Consider the following 21818-nt stretch of genomic DNA (forward strand, 5'->3'; position numbering starts at 1 on the left):
GAAGCGTTCACGGGCATCAGCGGCTTACCGGACCGCAGGGACCGGGGCGCTCGCGGACCCGCTCAGAAGGCGAGGATCGACGAGAACGAGGCGACCCCGCATGCGGTGAGGTGCTCCCGCCCGCCCGAGCCGTTCAACTCGATGACCGTTTCGGCCCGGGCCAGGACGGCCTTCTCGCGGGCGATCAGCCTGGCTGCGGCCCCGAGTGTGCCGCCGGTGGCCAGCAGGTCGTCGACGAGCAGCACGCGCTGGCCCGGCGCCAGGGCGTCCTGGTGGATGCTCAGCGTGCTGGAGCCGTACTCCAGGTCGAAGTTCTCCTCGTACACGTCGCCGGGCAGTTTGCCGGGCTTGCGGATCGGCACGAAGCCGATGCCCAACTCGACGGCTATGGGCGCGCCGAACAGGAAGCCTCGCGAGTCGATGCCGGCGACGACGTCGACGGGGCCGTCGATCTGGTCGATCAGCTCGTCGATCGTCTCGCGCAGGCCGACAGGATCGGCCAGCAGCGGGGTGATGTCGCGGAACTGGACGCCGGGTTTCGGGAAGTCGGGGATCGTCCGGACGAGCGCCCTGATGCGGTCGACCCTGGCCTGGTTCACTGCCATCGGCTCACTTCTTTCGCTGGGCACGGGTGGTGCGGATCGGCTGGGCGCGTCCTGCGGAGTTCCTCGAGCCGAGTCTGGCGCCGGCTGCCTTCTCCTCGGTCGTGACCGGAGCCGCGTCGCCGGTCACGACGGACGGGCCGACGGCTCCGTCCACCTCGGCCGTGGCGATGGTGACCCTGGCTCTGGTGCGCCGGGCGCGTCTGGCCAGATCGGCGCGGTGCTTGACCATGTCGGCCTGGCGTTCGCGCAGCTGACTGAGCAGCGGCGTGGCGATGAAGATGGACGAGTAGGCGCCGGCCACCATGCCGATCAGCAGCGCCAGGCCGAGATCGGCCAGCGGCCCGTCACCGCCCAGGAAGGCCACGCCGGCGATCAGCAGGGCCACGACCGGCAGGATGCCGAGCAGGGTCGTGTTGATGGAACGGACGAGCACGTCGTTGATGGCACCGTTCGCGGCCTCGGAGAAGGTGCGATTCTGCTTGGTGATGTTCGCCGTGTTCTCGCGCACCTTGTCGAAGACCACCACCGTGTCGTACAGTGAGTAGCCGAGGATCGTCAGCAGACCGATGAGGGTCGCCGGCGTGAAGGTGAAGCCGATGAGGGCGTAGAAGCCGACCGTGACGACCAGGTCGTGGGCCAGGGCGAGCAGTGCCGATACCGACATCCGCCAGTTCCTGAAGAAGATCCAGATCATCACGCCGACCAGGGCGAGGAAGACCACCAGCGCCTGGATGGCCTTCACCGTGATCTGGGAGCCCCAGGACGGACCGATCAGCTGGTAGTTGACGTCGTCGGAGGCGATACCGGCCTGGTCGGCCAGCGCCTGGCGCATCTGGGCGACCTCGTCGGTCGACAGGCTGCGGGTCTGGATGCGGATGGTGTTGTCACCGACGGCGGTCACCTGGGCGTCGGAGACCTCGGAGACGCCCGAGTCCGCGGCAGCGCTGCGGACCTGGCCGATGGTGCCGTCGTCGATCTGGGCGACCGGCACGGTGAAGACCGAGCCGCCCTTGAACTCGATGCCGAGGTTCAGCCCGCGGAGGGTGACGGCCAGCAGCGAGATGACGATCAACGCGATCGAAATGGAGTACCAGGCCCTGCGCCGCCCCACGAAGTCGATGGCGAACTGGCTGGCGTAGAGCCGGTGGAGGAAGGACGCCTTCTCGGGCGCCGGCGACTCGGTGGTCACTGCGGCGGTGCTCATCGTGCCTCCTTCGAATCGTTGGAGGCCCGCTGCCCGGGGCCCTCGGCCTCGAACCCGCCCGTTCCGGTGCGCCTTCCGGTGGCCGGGCCGCGGGCCCGGCGGCGGCCTACCAGCGAGGCGCGGCTGACGCCCAAGTGCTCGGGCTCGAAGCCGCTGAAGCGCCTGCCCTGGCCGAAGAACTTCATGCGGCCGAGCAGGGTAACCAGCGGATGGGTGAAGAAGAAGACGATGAACAGATCGATGGCCGTCGTCACGCCGAGCGTGAAGGCGAAGCCCTTGACGGTGCCCATTGCCAGGATGAACAGCACGGCGGCGCTCAGCAGCTGGACGGCGTCGGCCATGACGATGGTGCCGCGGGCCTTCGTCCAGCCGCTCTGGATCGAGTGCGACAGCGAGTAACCGTCCCGGATCTCATCCCGGATGCGCTCGAAGTAGACGATGAACGAGTCGGCCGTGACGCCGATGGCCACGATCGCGCCGGCGATGCCGGGCAGGTTCATGGCGAACCCGACGGCGGTGCCGAGCAGGACCAGCGTGGCCCACGTGATGATGGCTGCCGCGCCGAGCGAGCCGGTCACCACGATACCGAGACCGCGGTAGTACACGAAACTGTAGATCAGCACGAGCACCAGACCGATGGCGCCGGCGATGAGGCCGGCGGTCAGCTGGTCGCCGCCGAGGGTCGGCGAGACGGTGTCGACGCTGGAGACGTCGAAGGCGATCGGCAGTGCGCCGTACTTGAGCTGGTTGGCCAGCGTCGTGGCCGTGTCCTGGTTGATGTTGCCGCCGCTGATCTGGGCCGAGCCGGAGACGATGGCCTCGGAGACCTGCGGGGCCGAGATGACCTCGCCGTCGAGCACGATGGCGAACTCGTTGAGCGGGCTCTTCTGGGTGGCCAGGCGGGTGGTGGCCTGGCTGAACTCGTCGCGGCCGGTCTCGTCGAAGCTCAGATTGACGACCCAGGCGACCTGGTTCTGGGGGACACCGGCGGTGGCGTCCGAGACGTTCTCGCCGGAGATGAGCACGGGGCCGAGGAGGTACTTGTACTGGCCGTCCTGGCTGCAGGCGAAGAGGGCCTGGTCCTCGACGTCGGGCGTCTCCTGGCCGCAGTCCCACGCCGTGAAGTCGGTGTAGTCCTGTGCGCTCGGCGTCCAGGCCAGACGGCTTGCGAAGTCGGCGGGGCCCTGACCGGCGGTGCTCGCACGCTGGGTGGGGGTCGGGGACGGCGAGGTCGGCAGCTCGGGCATGACACGGCCGGCGGTCTGTTCACCGGTCGACTGCTCGGACGGGGTCGACTCCTCGGTCGAGGCGGTGCTCTCACCGCTGGCGGTGGCCTCGGCCGTGCCCTCCTCGGCCGGCGTGGTGCTCTCGCCGGCCGAGGAGCCGGAGTCGCTGCCGGAGCTCGCCTGCTGCGAGGCGGCGGCGCTGTAGTTCATGTAGTAGACATTGCGGAAGGCCAGTCTGGCCGTCGTGCCGACGAGGTCGACGAGCTCGTCACCACTCACATTGGGAACGGACACCTCGATCTGGCGGTCGCCCTGCAGGGTGACCGAGCTCTCACCGACGCCGAGCGAGTCGACGCGGTTCTGGATGATCGTACGGGCGGTCTCCATGTTGTCCCGCGTCGGGACGGAGCCGTCGGCGCTGTCCCGGGCGGTCAGCGTGATGGTGGTGCCGCCACGCAGGTCCAGTCCGAGCCTGGGAGTCCACGACCCGGTGAGCGCCATCATCGCGTACAGCAGGACGACGACCAGCCCGAAGGCGCCCAGTCGCTTCCAGGGCGAGAAGTGGTTGGTGGTTCGAACGGCCATTGATCGGGCTCTCCAGCGATGTCAGTTCCGGTTGGGGTCGGCGGTCTCGGCCACGGCGCCGGCGGCCTCGGGGGTCTCCTGCGCATCAGAGGGTTCGTCAGTCGGCTCGTCTGATTCATCGGGCCGGGCCGACTCGCCGGCGTCCGGCTCGGCGCCGGTCGCCGCGCCCTCATCGGCAGCGGGCTCGGGTTCGGCGCCGTCCTCGACGGCGGGTTCGGCCTCATCGGCGAACTCGAACTCCTCGTCCTCGGACTTGACGACCTTGCTGATGGCCTGCCTGAGGATGGTGACGTCCACACCGGGGGCCAGCTCGACGACGGCCTGGGTCTCACCGGTGGCCCGGATGGTGCCGAACAGGCCGCTGGTGAGCATGACGCGCGTGCCCTCGCCCACCTGGTTGAGCATCTCGCGCTGTCTTTCCATCTGCTTCTTCTGGGGGCGCATCACCATGAAGTACATGAGGGCGACCATCAGCACGATCATGATGATGAGATAAGTGCTACTCATTGCAATCCTCGCTTAGTCGAGCCGTGCCCGCATGGCACGCCGTGGCGAGTCTACCGGCTCGGTCCAGCAACAACGGTACGACGCGGCCCTGAACCGCCTGCGCCGGTGGCGGGGCACGAGACGTTCAGGAGAACAGGTCGGTGCCCTGCGGCGGGGTCAGGCCCAGATGGGCCCATCCGGCGGCGGTCGCGACACGGCCGCGCGGGGTGCGCATGATGAATCCTTGGCGCACGAGGAAGGGCTCGGCGACCTCCTCGACGGTCTCGGTCTCCTCGCCAACGCTGATCGCCAGTGTCGACAGGCCGACCGGGCCGCCCCCGAACTTGAGACAGATCGACTCGAGCACCCCCCTGTCGAGACGGTCCAGGCCGAGCTCGTCGACCTCGTAGAGCTCCAGGGCGGCCCTGGCCAGGTGCGCGGTCACCTCCCCCTCGTTGTGGACCTGGGCGTAGTCGCGCACACGGCGCAGCAGACGGTTGGCGATGCGCGGGGTGCCGCGGGAACGTGAGGCGATCACGCGGGCCGAATCGCCGTCGAGGCTGAAACCGAGCTTGTCCGCGGAGCGCTTCGCGATGTCCGCCAAGTCCTCGGCCCCGTAGAAGTCGAGCTGGGCGGTGAAGCCGAAGCGATCGCGCAACGGGCCGGGCAGCAGCCCGGCGCGCGTGGTCGCACCGACGAGCGTGAACGGCGGGATGTCGATCGGGATGGCCGTGGCGCCGGGGCCCTTGCCGACGACGATGTCGACGCGGAAGTCCTCCATCGCGAGATAGAGCATCTCCTCGGCCGGGCGGGACATGCGGTGGATCTCGTCGAGGAAGAGAACCTCGCCGGCGACCAGGCCGGACAGGATCGCCGCGAGATCGCCGGCGTGCTGGATCGCCGGGCCGGAAGTGATGTGCAACGGCACGCCCATCTCGGCGGCGATGATCATGGCCAGTGTCGTCTTGCCCAGGCCGGGAGGGCCCGAGAGCAGGACGTGGTCGGGAACCGCACCGCGATGCCTGGCGGCGGCCAGGACGAGCCCGAGCTGTTCGCGCACGCGAGGCTGGCCCTCGAACTCCGACAGGGTCGATGGGCGCAACGCCGCCTCGGCCGCGCGTTCGGCCGGTTCGGCCTGCGGGCTGACCGGTGAGTGCTCCATGTCAGACCAGCCTAGGGCCGGTGGACGCGCCCATGCGCCTTCTGCCCAGTTCCGCGCCCATGCGCCCTCCATTCGACTTCCGCGCCAACGCAACCCTCTGCTCAGTTCCGCGCTACGCGCGGGCCAACGACGCGAGGGCGGCCTTCATGAGGACCGAGACCGGTGGTGCCGGTTCGGATCCGGCGAGCTCGGCGACCGAATCGGCGGCGGCCTCGGCGTCCTTGGCCGGCCAGCCGAGGGACTCCAGGCCCTCGCAGACCTGCTCGCGCCAGGGCGCTGCGGGCGGCGGAGACACCGGGAGGTCCCCGGCGCCGAGCGCCGCGACCCTGTCCCTGAGCTCGAGGATGATCTTCTGGGCGCCCTTCGGACCGATACCGGGCACCTGCGTGAGCTGGCCGACGTCCTCGGATCTCACCGCCGCAGTCAGCCGGGCGGGGCTCAGTACGCTGACTATGGCCAGCGCCAGCTTCGGGCCGACGCCGGAGGCCGACAGGCACATGGCGAAGCACTCCCGCTCGTCGCGGCCGGCGAAACCGTACAGACTCATGTCGTCCTCGCGGACGATCATGACGGTGTGCAGCAGGGCCTCGCCACCGATGTGCAGCGCCGAAGTGGTGGCAGGCGTCGTGCCGACGCGCAGCCCGAGGCCGTTCACGTCGACGACGACCCAGGTGGCGCCGATGGCGGCGACGGTCCCGCGCACCTGAGCGATCATGAGACCTTCCTCCTGGCCGCGGCGACGGCCTGCGCGTACTTGTTCTCGACTTCCCCCCGCCACAGCTGCGTGATGGCCAGCGCCACGGCGTCGGCCGCGTCGATGGGTCTGGGGGGCTCGGCCAGGCCGAGGATGCGGGCGACCATGGTGCCCACCTGTTTCTTGTCGGCGTGCCCCGAACCGGTGACGGCGGCCTTGGCCTCGCTCGGGGTGTGCAGCTCGACCGGCGTGGCGTGCCGGGCCCCGATGAGCATGGCGATGCCGGCCGCCTGTGAGATGCCGGTGACCGAGTGCAGATTGTGCTGGGCGAAGACGCGCTCGATCGAGAGGGCCTCGGGCCGGTAGCCGTCGTACCACTCGGTGAGCCCCTCCTCCAGGCGCAGCAGGCGGTACTCGTGAGGCATGTCGGGTCCGGTGCGCACGACACCGGCGGCGATGAGTGCCGGGCGCGCACCGGGGCGCCCCTCGACAACGGCCACACCGCACCGGGTCAGGCCCGGGTCGACTCCCATGACGCGCACTGGCGCTCCTCCGCATCCGGGCCGCTCCGGCCCCTGCCATCGGGCCCCGCAGGAGCGGTGGACGCCCCGCGCAAGGATCCGAACATCAGTTCGATGGATGAGTCTAGCCCGCGCCAGGCGCCGTATCGGTCAGGGACACCCCGTGGGGATCACTCCTGGGCGAGGACCTCCTCAACGGCCTCGGAGTACTCGGCATTGGTGAAGACGTTCTGCACGTCGTCGAGATCCTCGAGGGCGTCGATGATCCTCTCGAGCCTCGTCGCCTCTTCGGGGCTGTCGACGCCCTGATCGAAACTGGCGACGAAACTGACCTCGGCGGAGTCGTAGTCGATGCCGGCCGCCTGGACGGCTCTGCGCACCTCGACCAGGTCGTTCGGATCGCAGACCAGCTCGAAGGCCTCGCCCTGGTCCTGGAGGTCCTCGACGGCCGCATCGATGGTGGCCTCCAAGAGCTGGTCCTCGTCGACGGTGCGCTCGACGCTCCTGCGGCCCTCCTCGACCTGGAAGGTCTTGGAGACGGTGACGACGCCCTTGCGATTGAACAGGCGCTGCACCGAACCGCCGTCAGCCATGGTGGCGCCGTTGCGGGTCACGGCCGTGCGCACGTCGGCGACGGCGCGGTTGCGGTTGTCGGTCAGGCACTCGATGAGGATGGCCACGCCGGCGGGGCCGTAGGCCTCGTACATGATCTCCTCGTAGCTGACGGAATCGGCGCCCTCCCCGGAGCCCCGCTTGATGGCACGATCGATGTTGTCGTTGGGAACCGAGTTCTTCTTGGCCTTCTGGACTGCGTCGTACAGGGTCGGGTTGCCGGCGGGATCGCCGCCGCCCACCCGGGCCGAGACCTCGATGTTCTTGATCAGCCTGGCGAAGAGCTTGCCGCGCTTGGCGTCGATCGCCGCCTTCTTGTGCTTCGTCGTGGCCCACTTGGAGTGACCGCTCATGCGCAGATCCCCTCTTGACTCGTTCGTTGTTCGTGCTCGTCGGCGGGCGCGCACCGCAGGCGGCGCCACAAACCCTGCTGATTCTACTCACCGCCGTGCAAGACGCCGGGCGGGCGGGCCGGCGGTCACTGCCCGCGCTTGACGAGGAGCTCCTCGTAGCTGCTCGTGCGCCCGTAGATGATGAGGCTCTCGGTGGCCTCGAAGCCCATCGAGTTGAAGTAGGCCTCGGCGGTCTGCGGCACGACCGTATCGACGCCGATGCCGGCGCTCAGGAGCCCGGCCTCGGCGAAGCCGTGCATCGAGGCGACCATCAGCGCGCGGCCGATGCCCTTGCCCTGGCACCAGGGGCACACCCCGATGCGCTCGGTCCAGCCCTCGGAGACTTCGTCCTCGTAGGCACGGTTGATGGCGTAGCCGACGACGCGCCCGTGCGGGGCCTCGGCGTGGCTGGGCTGGGGCCTGTTGACGATGGCCAGCCACGACAGCTGGGCGCGGGCGCCCTCGGAGTTCAGGGAGCGCTCCCAGTCCTCGCGGGTGGTCTCGACGGCGCCGGGGCGCGAGGCGAAGGCCTCGTTGTGGGCCGCGCGGGCCTGCTCGGAGTACTCCTCCTCGAAGGGCACGATCGTGACCTCGGGCGGGACGATCAGTTCGGGCAGCGCGGCGCCGGTCAGATCGCGGTGCATGTCGAACTGCCAGCGCTCGGGCGCCAGGCCGGCGCCGACCATCGAGTCGGTCAGCCCGATGCGGTTCTCGTCGACGATCGAGCCGATCCACAGCGGGCCCGTCGCGTCGTCGTGGATGTACAGGTACCACTGCTCGGCGCGGGCGATGAGCCACAGCGAGAGGTTGTGGCGGATGCCCTGATGGCGCCACGCGGGGTGGACGCCGACGTCGAACCAGACCTTGGGCGCCGACGGATCGCTCAGATCCGGATGGTTCCAGCCGTAGGCGACGATACGGCCGCTCCGCTCGCGCCCGACGACCGCATGATGGCTGGCGTGGGCGCCGGGGCGCTCCCAGTCGGCCACGAGGTCCCCGTAGCTCATGGTCTGCAGCGGATCGTCGTAGTACTCCATGGCCTGGCGCAGCTCGGCGAGCTCGGGCAGGTCGTCGAAGCCCAGGAAACTCCAGGCGAGGACGTCGTCGACGAAGGTTTCGGCCCAGTCCGGACTCATCGGGCCACCGCCAGGGCGTCGGGCAGCGCGAACCTGCCGAGGTACAGGGCGGTGCCGATGATGACGCCCTCGACACCCGCTCCGACCATGGCACGGAGGGCCTTGACATCATCCAGCGAGGCGATGCCGCCGGAGGCGACGACCGGCGCGTCGGTATGGGCGCAGACGGTGGCCAGCAGCTCCAGGTTCGGACCCGACAGCATGCCGTCGGAGGCGACGTCGGTGACGACGTAGCGCGAGCAGCCGGCGGAGTCCATGGCCTCGAGGGTGTCGAGCAGCTCGCCGCCGAGCTCCACCCAGCCGCGAGCCGCGAGCCTGGTGCCGCGCACGTCCAGGCCGATGGCGATGCGATCGCCGCACGCCCCGATGGCCTCGGCGCACCAGGCGGGGTTCTCGAGCGCGGCGGTGCCGATGTTGACGCGCCGGCAGCCCGTGGACAGGGCGCGGTCGAGGGATGCGTCGTCGCGGATGCCGCCGGACAGCTCGACGTCGATGTCGAGCTCCCCGATGAGGCCGGCGAGCAGCTCGGCGTTCGAGCCCCGGCCGAAGGCGGCGTCCAGGTCGACCAGGTGGAGCCAGGTGGCGCCCGCCTCCGCCCAGCGCCTGGCCGCCTCGCGGGGATCGCCGAAGACCTTCTGAGAGCCTGCCGCCCCTTGGACCAGCTGGACCGCTCGCCCGTCCTGGACGTCGACGGCGGGAATGACCTGCAAGGTCTCGCTGCGTTCGATGCTCACGGATGAAACCCTAACCCACCGGGCAGGGCCCGTCCCGGTCCTGACACAGCGGGCCCGGCGGCCCGACCCGCTCGCCCGCGCGCAGGGCAACGCCGTCCTCGCGGGTGCTCGGGCGGTTCAGGCCTGTTCGGCGATGGCCAGCCAGTTGCCCAGCAGGCGGGCCCCCGCCCGCCCGGATTTCTCGGGATGGAACTGGGTGGAGCAGACGGGTCCGCGCTCGACGGCGGCCACGAAGCGGTCGCCGTCGTGCTCGACCCAGCTGGTGAGCGCACCGGGCGGGGCGGTGCGGACGCCGTAGGAGTGCACGAAGTAGAAGCGCTCCTGCCCCAGGCCCTCGAGAAGGCGGCTGCCCGGCGCCCGCTCGACGGTGTTCCAGCCCATGTGCGGCAGACGCCGGCTGGCCAGCTCGGTGACGGCTCCGGTGAAGACGCCGATGCCGGCGCTCACCCGGCCGTGCTCATCGCCCGAGGTGAACAGCACCTGGTGGCCGACGCAGATGCCCAGCAGCGGACGGGCCGCGGCGGCCCAGGAGCGGACGAAATCCACCCCCGGTCCGGCCTCGAGCTGGTTCATGCAGGCCGCGAAGGCGCCGACGCCGGGGACGACGAGGCCCCGGCAGCCCTCGAGCGCGATCGGGGAGGCCGAGAGGCGCACCTGCGCACCGGCTGCGTCGAGGGCCCGGCAGACCGAGTGCAGATTGCCCGAGCCGTAGTCGAGGACGCCGACCAGCGGGCGGCCGCCGCTCACAGCGCGCCCTTGGTGCTCGGGACGCCGTCGACCCGGGGATCGGGCTCGACGGCAGCGCGCAGGGCGCGGGCGACGGCCTTGAACTGGGCCTCGACCATGTGGTGCGGCTCGCGGCCGGCCAGCAGGCGCAGATGCAGGCAGATGCCGGCGTTGAGGGCCAGCGCCTCCATGACGTGATAGGTCATCGAACCGGAGTACAGGACGCCGGAACCGCCGATGCGGGCGGTGATCTGCGAGTCCGGTTCGCCGGTGCACACGGCGTAGGGGCGGCCGGCCACGTCGACGGCGGCCTGGGCCAGCGCCTCGTCGAGCGGGACGAGGGCGTCGCCGAAACGACGGATGCCGGCCTTGTCGCCGAGCGCCTCGCGCAGCCCCTGGCCGATGGCGATGGCGGTGTCCTCGACGCTGTGGTGGCCGTCGATCCAGGTGTCGCCCGTGGTGGTGACGTCCATGTCGATGAGCGAGTGCTTGCTCAGGGCGGTGAGCATGTGGTCGTAGAAGCCCACGCCGGTGCTGATCCGGGAGGTGCCGGTGCCGTCCAGGTCGAGGCCGACACGGACGTCGGACTCGTTCGTGACGCGGTGGATGCTCGCCGTGCGGCTCATGGTCGTCCTTTCCGGATGCTGCGGGCGGTCGTGCTCAGCGGATCACGACGCCGGGGCGCGCGATGATCGGGCTGATGGCCTCGCGGAAGGCCTTCATCTCATCGGGGGTGCCGGCGTTCAGGCGCAAGAAGCCCTCGGGGCCGACCTCGCGGACGAGCACGCCGGCGTCGAGGACCTCCTGCCAGACCGCGTGGCGGTCGGCGAAACGGCCGAACAGGATGAAGTTCGACTGGCTGGGCACGACCTCCAGGCCGGCGCGGCGCATCCACTCCTGGAGCTCCTGGCACTCCTCGCGCAGGGCCAGCACCTGGGCCAGCATCTCGCCCTTGTGGGCCAGGGCGACGCGCGCAATGGCCTGGGTCTGCGCGCTCATGTGGTACGGCAGCCGCACGATGCGGCAAGCGTCGACGACCGCCGGGGCGGCGGCGAGGTAGCCGACGCGGCCGCCGGCCAGGGCGAAGGCCTTGGACATGGTGCGCGAGACGATGAGGCGGCCGAAGCGGGCCAGCAGGGCCAGCGAGGAGTCCTCGGGGACCTCGGTGAACTCCTGGTAGGCCTCGTCGACCACGACGACGCAGGCCACGCGCTCGCAGATCTCCTCGATCACCTTGACCGGGGTGATGGTGCCCGTCGGGTTGTTGGGCGTGGTGACGAGCAGCACGTCGGGCTCGTGCTCGTCGACGGCCGCCGCGACCAGGTCGGCGTCGAGCGTGTAATCGCTCCTGCGGGGCACGGTGACGTAGCGCGTATGGGTGTTGCGCGCGTACTCGGGGTACATCGAGTAGGCGGGGGCGAAGCTCAGCACCGTACGGCCCGGGCCGCCGAACGCCTGCAGGATGTGCGTCATGACCTCGTTGGAGCCATTGGCCGCCCAGATGTTCGAGCTGTCCAGCCCGAAGCCGAGGTAGGCGGCCAGGTCGGCGCGCAGCGCCAGGGCCTCGCGGTCGGGGTAGCGGTTGATCGAGCCGGTGAGCCTCTCGATCTGCCTGGCCATGTGGGCCCGCACCCGCGCGCTGGGCGGGTACGGGTTCTCGTTGGTGTTGAGGCGCACCGGCACATCGAACTGCGGGGCGCCGTAGGGCTCGGCGCCGACGAGCTCGGGACGCAGCGGGAGCTCGCCGAGGGTGAGCGACGGGCCGGGGATGTCCGCGGTCCCGCTCATGCCCGCACCCGCTGTCCGGTGCGCACCGCGACGGCGTTGGCGTGGCCGGGGAGGTTCTCCGCATGGGCGAAGCGCTGGACGGCGTCGCCGAGATCGGCCAGCGCCTGCGGGGTGTAGTCGACGACGTGCACCGACCTCATGAAGCTGCGCGCGGTCAGACCGGACGAGTGGCGGGCGCCGCCGCCGGTGGGCAGCACGTGCGTGGAACCGGCCGAGTAGTCCCCCAGGGACACCGGGGCGGAGCCGCCGACGAAGACGGCACCGGCGTTGCGCACCCGGCCGGCGAGCCCGGCCGCATCCCGGGTCTGGATCTCGAGGTGCTCGGGCGCGTAGTCGTCGGCGACGGCCAGCCCCTGCTCCATGTCGTCGACCAGGACGGCGCCGGACTGCTCGCCGGTCAGCGAGACGCGCAGCCGGTCCGCGGTGGCCAGCCGATCGACCTGGGCGGCCAACTGGACCTCGACGTCTTCGAGCAGCCCGCGCGAGTCGGTGACCAGTACGGCGCCGGCCATCGGGTCGTGCTCGGCCTGGCTGATGAGGTCGGCGGCCACACGACCCGGGTCGGCGGTGTCGTCGGCCAGGACCAGGATCTCGGTGGGGCCCGCCTCGGCGTCGATGCCGATGAGTCCGCGCAGACAGCGCTTGGCGGCCACGACGTAGATGTTGCCGGGGCCGGTGACCATGTCGGCGCGGCGGCACAGGCCGGGCACACCGTAGGCGAACATGGCGATGGCCTGGGCGCCGCCCACGGCGTAGACCTCGTCGACGCCGAGCAGGGCGCACACGGCGAGGATGGTCGGGTGCGGCAGGCCGCCGAACTCGGCACGCGGCGGGGTGGAGACCGCGATCGAGCCGACTCCGGCCACCTGGGCGGGCACGACGTTCATGAGGACGGTGGAGGCCAGTGGGGCCAGGCCGCCGGGCACGTACAGGCCGACGCGCTCGACGGGGATCATCCGGTTGCCGACGACGGCGCCGGGGGCGACCTCGACGCAGCGGTAGGCCTCCTCGGTCTCGATGGCCTCGGCGACGACGCGGCGCCGGCGGATCGACTCCTCGATGGCGGCGCGCAGGCCGGGGTCGAGGTCGCCGAGGGCCCTCTGCAGGGCCTCGGCGGGGACCTTCAGCCGCTCGGGCACGACGTGGTCGAACTGCTCGGCGAAACGCACCAGGGCCGCCCGTCCCTCGTCCCGGACGGCCTTGCACAGGGGTTCGACGGCGGCCAGGGCGTGCTCGACGTCGAACGCGCCGCGCGGCAGCACGGCGGCGTAGTCGTCCAGCCGCCGCCCGCATACATCAATGATCCGCAGCATGGCATCAGCCTAGCCCGGCAGCCGACGGGGGTGTTCCCGCACACGGGGGTGAGACCGGGGCGGTGCGCCGACCGGTCCGCCCGCGGTGATGGAATGGGGCGGTGATCCCCCAGATCTTCATCGGCGCCGGCACGCTCATCAACGTGTCGTCGATCATCGTCGGCTCGGCGATCGGCCTGCTCATCGGCCAGCGCCTCTCGCAGGGCTCGCGTCAGGCCATCACCACCGTGCTGAGCCTGGTCGTCATCGTCATCGGCGTCGAGGCCGGCATGGACTTCTCCGATGCCGCCCTGACCGGGGCCGTCGGCGGTTTCGGCATGGTCATCGTCATGCTCGCGCTCGTCGCCGGCACGCTCATCGGGCGGGCGCTGCGCCTCGAGGAGCGCTTGGACCGGCTCGGCCGGTGGGGCCGGCGCACGATCATGCGGATGCGCCGCAGGGGTCCGGCGCACGGCGAGAAGGACGACCTGGAGGGCTTCGTCACCGCGGTGCTCATCTTCTGCGTCGGCCCGCTGGGGCTGCTCGGCGCCCTGCAGGACGGTCTCGGCAACGGCCCCAGCCAGTTGTGCATCAATGCCGTCCTCGACGGTTTCACCTCGATCGCCCTGGCCTCGTCCTTCGGCGCCTCGGTAATGGGCTCGGCCGCCGTGCAGCTCGTCTACCTCGGCACGATCACGCTCATCGGCCATCTCATCGGCGGCGTGCTGCCCGGCGCCGAGATCACCGCCCTGAATTCCGCCGGCGGCATCATCCTGCTCTCGCTCGGCTTCACCATGACCGGGATCAGGAAGCTGCCGGTCGTCGAGATGCTGCCCGCGCTCGTCCTGGCCCCGGCTGCCGTATGGGTCGTTTCGCTGTTCTGATCGTGCAGTAGCGCTCCGGGCCACTGCCCGGGAGCGATCCGGCCGCGGTGAGGCGGGGCTCAGGGCTGGGGTTCCTCGTCGTCAGCGGGTGCGGCGACCCGATGACCGTGCGAGAAGCGCAGCAGGCGGTGCCCGCTGCCGGTGCGGCCCTCCTCGGCCCAGCGCGAGCGGCGGCCCCCGTCGCTCTCCTGCTCCTGCTGCTGCCCCGCATGCGCGCGCGGCTCGTCCCGCCCCGCTCCTGCGCGCGAGTCGTCCGCTTCCGCGCGCGGCTCGTCGGTGTCGTGGGTGAGAGCGCTGTAGATCAGCACCGGGATGACGGCCGCGAAGGGCCAGACCACCCAGGTTGTCGGGGACGTCAGGGCGAGGTCGAACGCGACGGTCTCGCCGGGGGCGGCGTTGGCCAGGCGCGTGTCGAAGCCGCTGGGACCGACGACGGCCGCGGAGCACACCGCGACGAGCGCGCACAGGGAGGCGCCGATGACGGCGATGAGGACGACGGGCCAACCGGCCCTCCTGAACCACTGCCAGGCGAGGATGCCCAGGATCAGTCCCAGGACGAGACCGATCATGACGAAGGCCGCGTCGGGGCTGAAGTTCTGCACGGCGGCGGTGTTCGTCATCGTGGCGGTGCCGTCGGAGGCGACGGTGACCGACTGCAGCGGTGTCACAAGGTTCCAGACGAACCCGGCCAGGAGGCCGAGAACCACGATGGAGCCCGCGTAGATCCCGGTGAGGACCCAGTCGTGCCTGCTGATGCGCGGGCGCCACAGGCTGACGCGGTGCAGATCGGGCGCCGGTTCGTTGACCGCCTTCTGCGGGCCGGTCGTCTCGGTGGACGCGACGACGGCCGGCATGACCTCCCCCGGCGCGGCCTGCTGCTCGCCCATGACGCGTCCCTCCCTGCTCGATGACCCGCCAACCAGGTTATCCGCACCCCCGGCCCGTCGGTGCCCGCCCGGCGGGCCGGGTCTCAGACCGCGATGCAGCTCGGGCCGAGCAGCGCCTTGAGATCGGCGATGAGCGGCTGCTCGTTGCTGACCCGCAGTGAGTCGTCCAGGCTCATCAGCGTGCTCTTCTCGGGGCCGAGCAGTTTGACGCGCACCTCGGTACCGCCCGGGTGCGCGGTGAGCACCTGGCGCAGCTCGTGGACCACCGGCGGGACGCAGCGCACGACGGGCAGCTGGATCGTCATCGGCCCGTCCGAGCCCATGCGCACCTCGGGTACGGTCAACTCGTTGGCCTGCATCTCGACGGACTCGTCCTTGTTCGAGACCCGGCCGCGGATGCGCACGACGGTGTCGGGCACCAGCTGGGTCAGACAGGTCTGGTAGACCTTCGGGAAGACCAGCACCTGAATGCTGGCGTCGAGGTCCTCGACGGTGACGGTCGCCCAGAAGGCACCCGACTTGGACTGTCTGCGCTGGACCTGGGTGATCATGCCGCAGATGGTCTCGACGTGGCCGTCCATGTCCGAGCCGGACTCCATCAGGGTGCCGATGCCGAGCGTGCTCTCGACGCTGAGCACGTGCTCGAGGCCGTGCAGCGGGTGGTCCGAGACGTACAGGCCGAGCATCTCGCGTTCGAAGGCCAGTTTCGTGCGCCTGTCCCAGTCGGGGATGTCGGGCACGGCGTGCGCCGGGCCGGCGTCCCCGGCGCTGTCGCCGCCCGTCAGGTTGCCGAAGAGGTCGTCCTGGCCGTTGGCCTGGTTGCGCTTGAGGTCGATGACACCGTCGACGGCGCTCTCGAAGATCTCCATGAGGGCGCGGCGCGAGTGGTCCAGCGAGTCGAAGGCGCCGGCCTTGATGAGCGACTCGATGCAGCGCTTGTTGCACACGCCCAGCGGCACCTGGTCGAGGAAGTCGTGGAAGTCCTGCGCCGGGCCGTGCTCCTGCCGGGCCTCGACGATGCCGGACACGACGGACTCGCCGACGTTGCGAATGGCCCCCAGGCCGAAGCGGATGTCCGCCCCGACGGCGGTGAACTCGTTCTGCGAGGCGTTGACGTCCGGCGGCAGCACCTTGATGTGCTGGGCGCGCATGTCGGCCAGGTAGAGGGCCATCTTGTCCTTGTCGTCGCCGACGCTGGTCAGCAGGGCGGCGCCGTACTCGGCCGGGTAGTTGGCCTTGAGATAGGCCGTCCAGTAGCTGACCAGGGCGTACCCGGTGGCGTGCGACTTGTTGAAGGCGTAGCCGGCGAATGGGACCATGACGTCCCACAGCGCCTTGATCGACTCGTCCGAGTAGCCGTTGGCGCGCATGCCCTCCTGGAAGGGCGTGAAGTTCTGGTCCAGGATGTACTTCTTCTTCTTGCCCATCGCCCGGCGCAGCAGGTCGGCGCCGCCGAGGGTGTAGCCCGCCAGTTTGCGGGCGATCGCCATGATCTGCTCCTGGTAGACGATCAGGTGATAGGTGGGCGCCAGGATCTCGTCCAGGTCCTCCTTCAGCTCGGGGTGGATCGGGATGATCGGGCGACGGCCGTTCTTGCGGTCGGCGTACTCGATGTGGGCGTTGGCCCCCATCGGCCCGGGGCGGTACAGGGCCAGGACGGCGATGATGTCGTCGAAGCAGTTGGGGCCCATCTGGCGCAGCAGAGCGCGCATGGCTGTGCCGTCGAGCTGGAAGACGCCGAGCGTGTCGCCGCGGGCCAGCAGATCGTAGGTGGCCTTGTCGCTCAGGGGCAGGGTGGTGAGGTCCACGTCCTCCCCCCGATTCTGCTTGATGATCTTCAGGCAGTGATCCATGATGCCGAGGTTGCGCAGGCCCAGGAAGTCCATCTTCATGAGGCCCATCTCCTCGAGCTGGGGATAGGCGAAGCCGGCGATGATCATGCCGTCCTTGTCCCTCTTGTGCATGGGGACGAGGTCGAGCAGCTTCTCGCTGGACAGGATGAAGGCGCAGGCGTGCACGCCGGTGCCGCGGATCAGCCCCTCGAGGCCCTTGCCGGTGTCGACGACGCGGTGCACGTCGGGGTCGGCCTCGTAGAGCTCGCGGAACTCGGCGCCTTCGGCGTAGCGCGAATGGTCGGGGTCGAACAGGTCGTTGAGCGGGACGCCCTTGCCCATGATGTCCGGCGGCATGGCCTTGGTGATCCGGTCGCCGAGGCTGAAGGGGTAGCCGAGGATGCGGTTGGCGTCCTTGACGGCGGCCTTGGCCTTGATCGTGCTGAAGGTGTTGACCTGGCTGGTGTACTCGGCGCCGTACTTGCCGGTGACGTACTCGATGACCTTGTCGCGCTGGCGGTCGTCGAAGTCGAGGTCGATGTCGGGCGGGTTGACGCGCTCGGGGTTGAGGAACCGCTCGAACAGCAGGTCGTGCTCGAGCGGGTCGATGGCGATGATGCCGGTCAGGTAGGCGATCATCGAGCCCGCCGCCGAGCCGCGGCCCGGGCCCACCGGCACCCCCATCCTCCGGGCGGCCTCGCAGATGTCCGAGACGACCAGGAAGTACGAGCTGAAGCCCAGCGGCTCGATGGTGGCCAGTTCGGTCTCGACGCGTTCGAGGACCTCCCGGCTGGGGTGGTCGCCGTAGTGCTTCTTGAGACCGGCCCGGATCTTCTTGCGCAGCCAGCTCTCCTGCGTCTCGCCTGCGGGCACGTCGAACTGCGGCATGCGGTCGACGTGGGCGAAGACCTCGTCGTAGGGCTCGATCGTCTCGGTGAGGCGCAGGGTGTTGTCGGCGGCCTCGGCCGGGAACAGCGCGCGCATCTCCTCGTTCGTCTTGATGTAGTAGCCCGAGCCGTTGAAGCGGAAGCGGTTGGGGTCGTCCTTGTTGCGGCCCACCCCGACGCACAGCAGGTTGTCGTGCGCGTCGGCCTGGTCCTCGGTGACATAGTGCGAGTCGTTGGTGGCCAGCAGCGGCAGGTCGAGCCGTTCGGCCAGGCGCAGCAGGTCGCTGCGCACCTCGTGCTCGATCGGGACGCCGTGGTCCATCAGCTCGCAGTAGTAGTTCCCCTTGCCGAAGATCTCCTGGTAGGCGGCGGCCGCCTCGCAGGCCTCCTCGAACTGGCCCAGGCGCAGGCGGGTCTGCACCTCGCCGGAGGGGCAGCCGGTGGCGCCGACGATGCCCTCGGCGTTGCCGGCGATGAGCTCGCGGTCCATGCGGGGCTTCATGTAGTAGCCCTCGTAGCTGGCCAGTGAGCTGAGCCTGAACAGATTGCGCAGCCCGGTGGAGTTGCGCGCCCACATCGTCATGTGCGTGTAGCGCCCGCCGCCCGAGACGTCCTTGCCGCCCTCGACCTCGGGGGCGCTCGAGTCGTGCCCGCCGCCCCAGAACTCCTGCTTGCGCGAGAAACGGGTGCTGGGGGCCACATAGGCCTCGATGCCGATGATGGGCTTGACGGCCGGGTTCTCGCCGCCGTCGTACTTCTTGGCGGTCTGGAAGAACTCGTAGGCGCCGAACATGTTGCCGTGATCTGTCATGGCCACTGCGGGCATGCCCTGGCGGGCAACCTCGGCGAACAGCTTCACATTGCTGGCGGCGCCATCGAGCATCGAGTACTCGGTGTGCACGTGCAGATGGACGAAGTTGCTCTTGCCCATGTCACTCCCCTCGCCGCGGCTCTTCCGCCCCCTTGGGCCGGTTTCGACGGCGGCCCGCTTCAGGTTACCCGCGGATGGCCGCGGGACACGACCGGCGGCGCCCCCGCACCCCGATTCGCCCCTCAGAAGAACCGTTCCTCGACACGACGGCTTGATAGTTGAGTCACCCTGACTCAGGATCTATTCATCGCTTCTCGTTCAGGAGTTCCCATGAGTACCACCGGAATGCACGCCCCGGACCGGAACGGCCCCGCCGGCACGACCCGCGGCGGCACCGGCCGCTCGGGGCGAGGACGGCGCACCTGCCTCGCCGCGGGCATCGTCTGCCTGGCCTGCGGCATCGCGTGCGTGATCTGGCCGGGCCATTCGATCACCGCCATCGTGCGCATCATCGCCCTGGCGATCCTCGTCGCCGCCGGAGGGTCGGTCCTCGGCGGCTACCGGTCCCGTGGGCGCGCGGGCTCGGGCACGCTGCTCTTCTCGGGCATCGTCATGGTGCTGGTCGCGTTGTTCATGGCCTGGCACCCGGGCATGACCGGTGACCTCATCGTCATGGGCATCGGCGGGGCCGTCCTGATGGCGGGCCTGGCCGCGGCGGGGCTCGGCACCGTGCTGCGCAGCTATTTCGGCAGCACTCGCTGGCTGCAGATCGGCGGTGTCATCGGCGCGGTGGTCGGCTTCGTCCTCGTCGTGCACCCGCATGTCGGGGCGACGGTCATGGGCCTCATGCTCGGCATCATCATGGTGCTGTTCGGCACGGCCCTCGTCGCGATGTCCCTGCGCCTGGCGGGATACGCGCGCAGGGTCCGAGCCCCGCACGGGGCGCCGATGCCCGGGACCGACGACGCCACCCGCACCGGCGGGGACTCGCAGAACATCATCATCGAGGGCGACGTCGTCGACTGAGTCCTCGGTCATCGACCGAGGACGGGGCCCGACCCTCGCAGGGCCGGCCGACTGCCCGGTGGCCCCCGGTCATGGGCGCGCCTTCTGCGCCGGCTGCGCGCCAGGATGCGAGGACGGGGCCCGGGCTGACTCGGAGGGGCGCCCTCGTGGCATCGCGCACGGGACGGCACGGGATAGTGTGTGCAGTGTTCGGGCTCGTGGCAACCGGCACGCCAGCATCATGGCGCATCCGAGGAGGGGGCATGCCCATGAGGAGCGATCAGCGCGCGGGGGATGACCGGCATCAGCCCTCCCCCGGTTCGGCTGCCGCCCCTCGCCCGGGCGATCCGACCTCGATCCGCCTGTACGAGGACGGCCGCCAGGTGGATCCCGGAGGCGTCCACGGGCTCGACGAGGTTCTGACCTACCTGGGGCGGCGCCCCGGGCGCATGGCGCTGGTCGGGTACACCGATCCCGGCCAGGAGCAGATCCGTGGGCTCGGCACGACGATGGGCCTGCACCCCCTGCTCATCGAGGACCTCCTCAAGGGCAACCAGCGCCCCAAGCTGGAGCGCTACGGCGACACCCTGTTCATGGTCGTCGAACCGGCCTTCTACCTGGATGACATCGAGGACGTCGATGTCGCCGAAGTGCACGTGCTCAAGCGCGGGAACATGATCGTCATGCTCGTCCGCCCGGCCTCCCACGGCATGATCTGGTCGGGTCCGGACCTGGACTACCGACCGGGATTCCTCGCTCTCGGCGCCGAGGCCCTGCTCTACGGCATCCTCGATGGCGTCGTCGACTCGGTCATCCCCGTCGCGCGCGGTGTGCAGACCGATCTGCGCCAGATCGAGCGTCAGGTGTTCAGCGGTGACACGGCCGCCCCCGAGCGCATCTACCGTCTGGGGCGCGAGATGATGGATCTGCAACAGGCCGTTGCGCCGATGACGGACATCGTCGAGTCCCTGCGCGCCGGTTTCAACAGGCATGACATCGCCCACGAGTTGCGCACCTATCTCGGCGACGTGGCCGACCACGTGCGACGTGTCGGTCTGCAGATCGACCAGATCCGCGAGCTGCTGACCCAGATCCTGACCGTCAACGCGACACTCACCGATCAGCGGCGCAACGACAACATGAGGACCGTGTCCTCATGGGGCGCCATCCTGCTGGTCCCCACCCTCATCGGCTCGATCTACGGCATGAACTTCGCGAACATGCCCGAGCTGAACTGGCGGTACGGCTACCCGATGGCGCTCGGTCTCATGGCCGCCTCGGCAGTGGTGCTCTACATCGTCTTCAAGCGGCGCGACTGGCTGTGAGCCCCGCACGGGCGACCGTCCGTCATGCCCGGTCGAGCAGCTCCCCGAGCTCATCGGCGAGGGCGGCGGGGTCGTGGTCGTCGATGAGCGACATCTGGAGGATCTGCGCGTAGACGAGGCTGACCATCACGCGGGCCCGGGCCGGCGCCCTCCGCTCAGCGGTGCGCGGGTCCACGCCCCGCCCGGTCAGCCAGGCCGCGCAGTACTCGCCTAGGGCGTCGAGCGCCCGCTCGTACACGTCGTTCGCCGCATCCCTCACCTGCCGGTTCGACACCGCCTCGCCCCACACCTGGACGAGGAGCCCGGTGGGGATGTCGGCCGATGCGATGCGCGCCGCGATGAGACCGATGAGCTCGCTCGGCCGGGGCGGCGGCTCCGTCGAGGCCGCTGCCTCGACCTCGGCGAACAGCCCGCTGAAGGTCGTCCGGGCGACGTACGCGATGATCTCGTTCTTGCCCTTGAAGTGGTTGTAGATCGTGCCGGCGGAGAGCCCCGAGGCCTCGATGATGTTGGACATGGAGGTCAGGTGAATTCCGCGGAGGGAGAACTGGTCGATGGCGGCCCGGGCGATCCGGTCGCGCCGCGCCTGCACGTACTCATTGCTGACCCGCACCACAACGATCCTCACTCCAGGGAGACGAGCCGTCTCAACGTACCAGAGCAGGGCGGCGGCGCATGCCGTACCCTGCGCCTCGGGACAACCCGCCGAGCAGCTCCCCCGAGGACGTACCGGCAAAGACGGGATGGCCCTCGACCAGTCGGGCCCCTTGACGCACTCCCCCGTCGTGACCGTCGATTCCCCCTCGGCGTCATCATCGTGTCCTCCCAGCCCGTTCAGCTCGTTCGTATTGAGCCGTCGTGACCGTCGATTCCCCCTCGGCGTCATCATGGAGAACAGCCGACTCCACCGGCCCGGGTCGGAGCGAGGCGCACCGCTCCGACCCCGGCCGACCGCCGGCGACCCCCCCTGGCAACACAGACGTTCTCCCGCGCCCGCCCGCGCGGGGGGCGCCCGGAGATGCGC

20 protein-coding genes are annotated in these 21818 nt (G+C 70.0%); 3 read left to right on the forward strand and 17 right to left on the reverse strand.

Annotation, left to right across the window (positions count from 1 at the left end; genetic code table 11):
* Positions 1 to 62 precede the first annotated feature (62 nt).
* The 14 genes from R2N01_RS04990 to hisD form a co-directional block, all read right to left on the reverse strand.
* On the reverse strand, positions 63 to 605 hold the full coding sequence (locus R2N01_RS04990) for an adenine phosphoribosyltransferase (RefSeq protein WP_316669071.1): 543 nt from the start codon (positions 603 to 605) through the stop codon (positions 63 to 65).
* Positions 606 to 609: 4 nt separating this feature from the next.
* Positions 610 to 1809, reverse strand: coding sequence for a protein translocase subunit SecF (gene secF / locus R2N01_RS04995; RefSeq protein ID WP_316669072.1), 1200 nt, complete (start codon positions 1807 to 1809; stop codon positions 610 to 612).
* The gene (gene secD, locus R2N01_RS05000; protein ID WP_316669074.1) at positions 1806 to 3620 is read right to left on the reverse strand and encodes a protein translocase subunit SecD; all 1815 of its coding nucleotides are present in this window, start codon (positions 3618 to 3620) and stop codon (positions 1806 to 1808) included. Before secD ends, secF begins: the two co-directional genes overlap by 4 nt.
* A 21-nt stretch (positions 3621 to 3641) precedes the next feature.
* Positions 3642 to 4127 carry a preprotein translocase subunit YajC gene (gene yajC / locus R2N01_RS05005; RefSeq protein ID WP_316669075.1) on the reverse strand — a complete coding sequence of 162 codons (486 nt, stop codon included), beginning with the start codon at positions 4125 to 4127 and terminating at the stop codon, positions 3642 to 3644.
* A gap of 124 nt (positions 4128 to 4251) precedes the next feature.
* Positions 4252 to 5268, reverse strand: a complete 1017-nt coding sequence (gene ruvB, locus R2N01_RS05010) for a Holliday junction branch migration DNA helicase RuvB (protein ID WP_316669077.1) — start codon at positions 5266 to 5268, stop codon at positions 4252 to 4254.
* A gap of 112 nt (positions 5269 to 5380) precedes the next feature.
* Positions 5381 to 5983, reverse strand: coding sequence for a Holliday junction branch migration protein RuvA (gene ruvA / locus R2N01_RS05015; RefSeq protein WP_316669079.1), 603 nt, complete (start codon positions 5981 to 5983; stop codon positions 5381 to 5383).
* Positions 5980 to 6495, reverse strand: coding sequence for a crossover junction endodeoxyribonuclease RuvC (locus R2N01_RS05020; RefSeq protein WP_316669107.1), 516 nt, complete (start codon positions 6493 to 6495; stop codon positions 5980 to 5982). Before R2N01_RS05020 ends, ruvA begins: the two co-directional genes overlap by 4 nt.
* Positions 6496 to 6653: 158 nt before the next feature.
* Complete coding sequence (locus tag R2N01_RS05025) at positions 6654 to 7448, reverse strand: YebC/PmpR family DNA-binding transcriptional regulator (RefSeq protein ID WP_316669081.1); 795 nt, start codon at positions 7446 to 7448, stop codon at positions 6654 to 6656.
* A gap of 125 nt (positions 7449 to 7573) precedes the next feature.
* Positions 7574 to 8623: a GNAT family N-acetyltransferase gene (locus R2N01_RS05030; protein WP_316669083.1), complete on the reverse strand. Its 1050-nt coding sequence runs from the start codon at positions 8621 to 8623 to the stop codon at positions 7574 to 7576.
* Complete coding sequence (priA, locus tag R2N01_RS05035; RefSeq protein ID WP_316669086.1) at positions 8620 to 9357, reverse strand: bifunctional 1-(5-phosphoribosyl)-5-((5-phosphoribosylamino)methylideneamino)imidazole-4-carboxamide isomerase/phosphoribosylanthranilate isomerase PriA; 738 nt, start codon at positions 9355 to 9357, stop codon at positions 8620 to 8622. Before priA ends, R2N01_RS05030 begins: the two co-directional genes overlap by 4 nt.
* A 117-nt stretch (positions 9358 to 9474) precedes the next feature.
* On the reverse strand, positions 9475 to 10104 hold the full coding sequence (hisH, locus tag R2N01_RS05040; RefSeq protein ID WP_316669088.1) for an imidazole glycerol phosphate synthase subunit HisH: 630 nt from the start codon (positions 10102 to 10104) through the stop codon (positions 9475 to 9477).
* Positions 10101 to 10709 (reverse strand): imidazoleglycerol-phosphate dehydratase HisB, encoded by a 609-nt coding sequence (hisB, locus tag R2N01_RS05045; RefSeq protein WP_316669090.1) that lies wholly within the window; start codon positions 10707 to 10709, stop codon positions 10101 to 10103. Before hisB ends, hisH begins: the two co-directional genes overlap by 4 nt.
* A 34-nt stretch (positions 10710 to 10743) precedes the next feature.
* On the reverse strand, positions 10744 to 11871 hold the full coding sequence (locus R2N01_RS05050; protein WP_316669092.1) for a histidinol-phosphate transaminase: 1128 nt from the start codon (positions 11869 to 11871) through the stop codon (positions 10744 to 10746).
* A complete protein-coding gene (gene hisD / locus R2N01_RS05055; RefSeq protein ID WP_316669095.1) occupies positions 11868 to 13184 on the reverse strand; it encodes a histidinol dehydrogenase in 1317 nt (438 codons plus the stop codon). Before hisD ends, R2N01_RS05050 begins: the two co-directional genes overlap by 4 nt.
* Positions 13185 to 13285: 101 nt before the next feature.
* Between hisD and R2N01_RS05060 the strand changes: the two genes are divergently transcribed.
* On the forward strand, positions 13286 to 14047 hold the full coding sequence (locus tag R2N01_RS05060; protein WP_316669096.1) for a DUF554 domain-containing protein: 762 nt from the start codon (positions 13286 to 13288) through the stop codon (positions 14045 to 14047).
* 59 nt (positions 14048 to 14106) lie between these two features.
* Here the strand turns inward: R2N01_RS05060 and R2N01_RS05065 are convergent, their stop codons facing one another.
* Positions 14107 to 14934, reverse strand: coding sequence for a hypothetical protein (locus R2N01_RS05065; RefSeq protein WP_316669098.1), 828 nt, complete (start codon positions 14932 to 14934; stop codon positions 14107 to 14109).
* 83 nt (positions 14935 to 15017) lie between these two features.
* Positions 15018 to 18584, reverse strand: coding sequence for a DNA polymerase III subunit alpha (gene dnaE / locus R2N01_RS05070; RefSeq protein ID WP_316669100.1), 3567 nt, complete (start codon positions 18582 to 18584; stop codon positions 15018 to 15020).
* Between the two features lie 210 nt (positions 18585 to 18794).
* Here dnaE and R2N01_RS05075 point away from each other — a divergent pair, with 210 nt between their 5' ends.
* Both R2N01_RS05075 and R2N01_RS05080 read left to right on the forward strand, forming a co-directional pair.
* The gene (locus R2N01_RS05075; RefSeq protein WP_316669102.1) at positions 18795 to 19490 is read left to right on the forward strand and encodes a DUF308 domain-containing protein; all 696 of its coding nucleotides are present in this window, start codon (positions 18795 to 18797) and stop codon (positions 19488 to 19490) included.
* Between the two features lie 242 nt (positions 19491 to 19732).
* The gene (locus R2N01_RS05080) at positions 19733 to 20794 is read left to right on the forward strand and encodes a magnesium and cobalt transport protein CorA (RefSeq protein WP_316669104.1); all 1062 of its coding nucleotides are present in this window, start codon (positions 19733 to 19735) and stop codon (positions 20792 to 20794) included.
* A 22-nt stretch (positions 20795 to 20816) separates the two neighbouring features.
* Here R2N01_RS05080 and R2N01_RS05085 read toward each other — a convergent pair whose 3' ends face one another.
* Complete coding sequence (locus R2N01_RS05085) at positions 20817 to 21407, reverse strand: TetR/AcrR family transcriptional regulator (RefSeq protein WP_316669106.1); 591 nt, start codon at positions 21405 to 21407, stop codon at positions 20817 to 20819.
* Positions 21408 to 21818: the final 411 nt, after the last annotated feature.

Origin of the sequence: uncultured Propionibacterium sp. (assembly GCF_963539965.1) — a bacterium.
GTDB lineage: Bacteria > Actinomycetota > Actinomycetes > Propionibacteriales > Propionibacteriaceae > Propionibacterium.